The organism is Legionella gratiana (assembly GCF_001467695.1).
In the GTDB taxonomy this organism is placed as follows: domain Bacteria; phylum Pseudomonadota; class Gammaproteobacteria; order Legionellales; family Legionellaceae; genus Legionella; species Legionella gratiana.
Window position 1 is genome coordinate 1 of sequence record NZ_LNYE01000014.1, and the last position, 1847, is coordinate 1847.

Consider the following 1847-nt stretch of genomic DNA (forward strand, 5'->3'; position numbering starts at 1 on the left):
TTTTAATTATCTGGGACAGTTTGAGCAGCAGGCTGAATTTTGGCATGTGGTTGATGAGTCTTCTGGACAAGCCATGCATCCGGAAAATCAGGATTATCACCTAATCAATATATTGGGGATGATTGTTGATGGCCGATTAAAATTGAGAGTTGATGCACGCTTGAATGAGCAGAAAACCCAACAGCTACTGCATGCATTACAACAACATTTACATTCGATTAAGGCGCATTGCCAAAGTCGCCAAGACAAACCGCAATATACACCAGGTGATTTTAAAGGCGTTTTAAGTGAAGCAGATTTAGCGGCTTTACCTTTGTTGCCCAGTGCTGAGCAATATGCATGGTTCCCAATGACCGAAATTCAGAAAGCTTATCTATTGGGACGTTTAGGTGAATATGAAATTGGTAACGTATCTAATCATGTCTATAGTGAATATTATTATCCTGCACTGGATGTCGCCAAGCTTGAAACGATCATTAATTATTTGATCAAAGAATATCCTGTGTTGCGTACGGTTTATTCTTATGAACAGCTGCAACAGCGATTTTTATCCTTGGATGAAACACCTCATTATTCGATTAAAGTGAATGACTATCGTCACTTGGCCGGAGATGAAAAAGAGTTACAACTCATTCGAGAGCGTTTATCACACCAGGTTTATGACCCACAATCATTTCCTTTATTTGCTTTTGAAGTCACTCAGTTTCGCACTATGTGGGTGTTGCATGTGAGCTCGGATTTAATCTTATTGGACGTGAAGAGTCGTTTATCATTTTTCGGCGCAATCAGTGCATTGTATCGTAATCCAGAGCAACAAATTCCATCACCAAGTATTTCATTTAAAGATTATCAAGAATACTACCAGCTACTAAAGCATTCGGTTTGGTATGCACGTGATAAAGAGTACTGGGAGAGTAAGCTTCCATCCATGCCTTTACGTCCCAGTTTTCCGTTTAAGCAATCTCCTGAACAAATTGAATACCCTATCTTTTCGGCACATACTTTACTCGTAGATAAAGAAGATTGGCTCTTATTTAAGCAAAAAGCGAGTGATTATCAGGTATCTTATTCCTCGGTTTTGTTGAGTTTGTATGGCAGTGTCTTGGCTTATTTTTCAGGACATAAGGAATTTTTGATTACCCTGACGCTGTTTAATCGTTATGCCATTCATGATGAGGCTAATGCGATTTGGGGCGATTTTACGACGACTGATTTATTCCACTTTAAAGATTCAGGCAAATGCTGGATTGATACTTTTGAGCATACGCATCAACGTATGTGGGATGATATCAATCACGCGCTTTACACAGGAATGGAAGTGCAAAGGGCTTTAAGTAAATTACATGAACTGGATGCCACTGAAGCGGTTTCACCGATTGTATTTACTGGGGTTGTAGGTAATAAATCACACCACTTTGATTCAGAAACCTTCTTACAAGCGGATGAGTTTAAAGAAAAACGTTATTGGTGTGGGCAAACTTCTCAGGCGTGGATTGATTTGCAGGCAGTGGAAACAGGTGACTGTTTCATGAGTAAATGGCTGTATGTCGATCAATTATTTGCCGAAGACTTTATTGCGACTTTGAATCAAATTTATTGTAATTTGATTAAGGTATTAGCACATCAAGACTGGAATCAGTCCATTGATTTATCAAATTATTTACCTAAAAAGCATCAAGAAATTATTGCTGCTGCCAATCAGCATACACGAGCATTCAGTGAAGAAACATTGGTAAGTGCTTATGAGCGTTCTTTAGAAGTGAGGGGACGTTCCGAGTTAATCGCCGTGGTTGATTCAGGTAAAAAGTCGGAGTACAGCCATGGTGAATTATGGACAGCGAGCGACC

1 protein-coding gene is annotated in these 1847 nt (G+C 39.5%); it reads left to right on the forward strand.

Translation table 11 applies throughout. The features are described from left to right. A partial coding sequence (locus Lgra_RS04780) for a condensation domain-containing protein (protein ID WP_157068254.1) occupies nucleotides 1-1847 on the forward strand: 1847 nt, incomplete at both ends.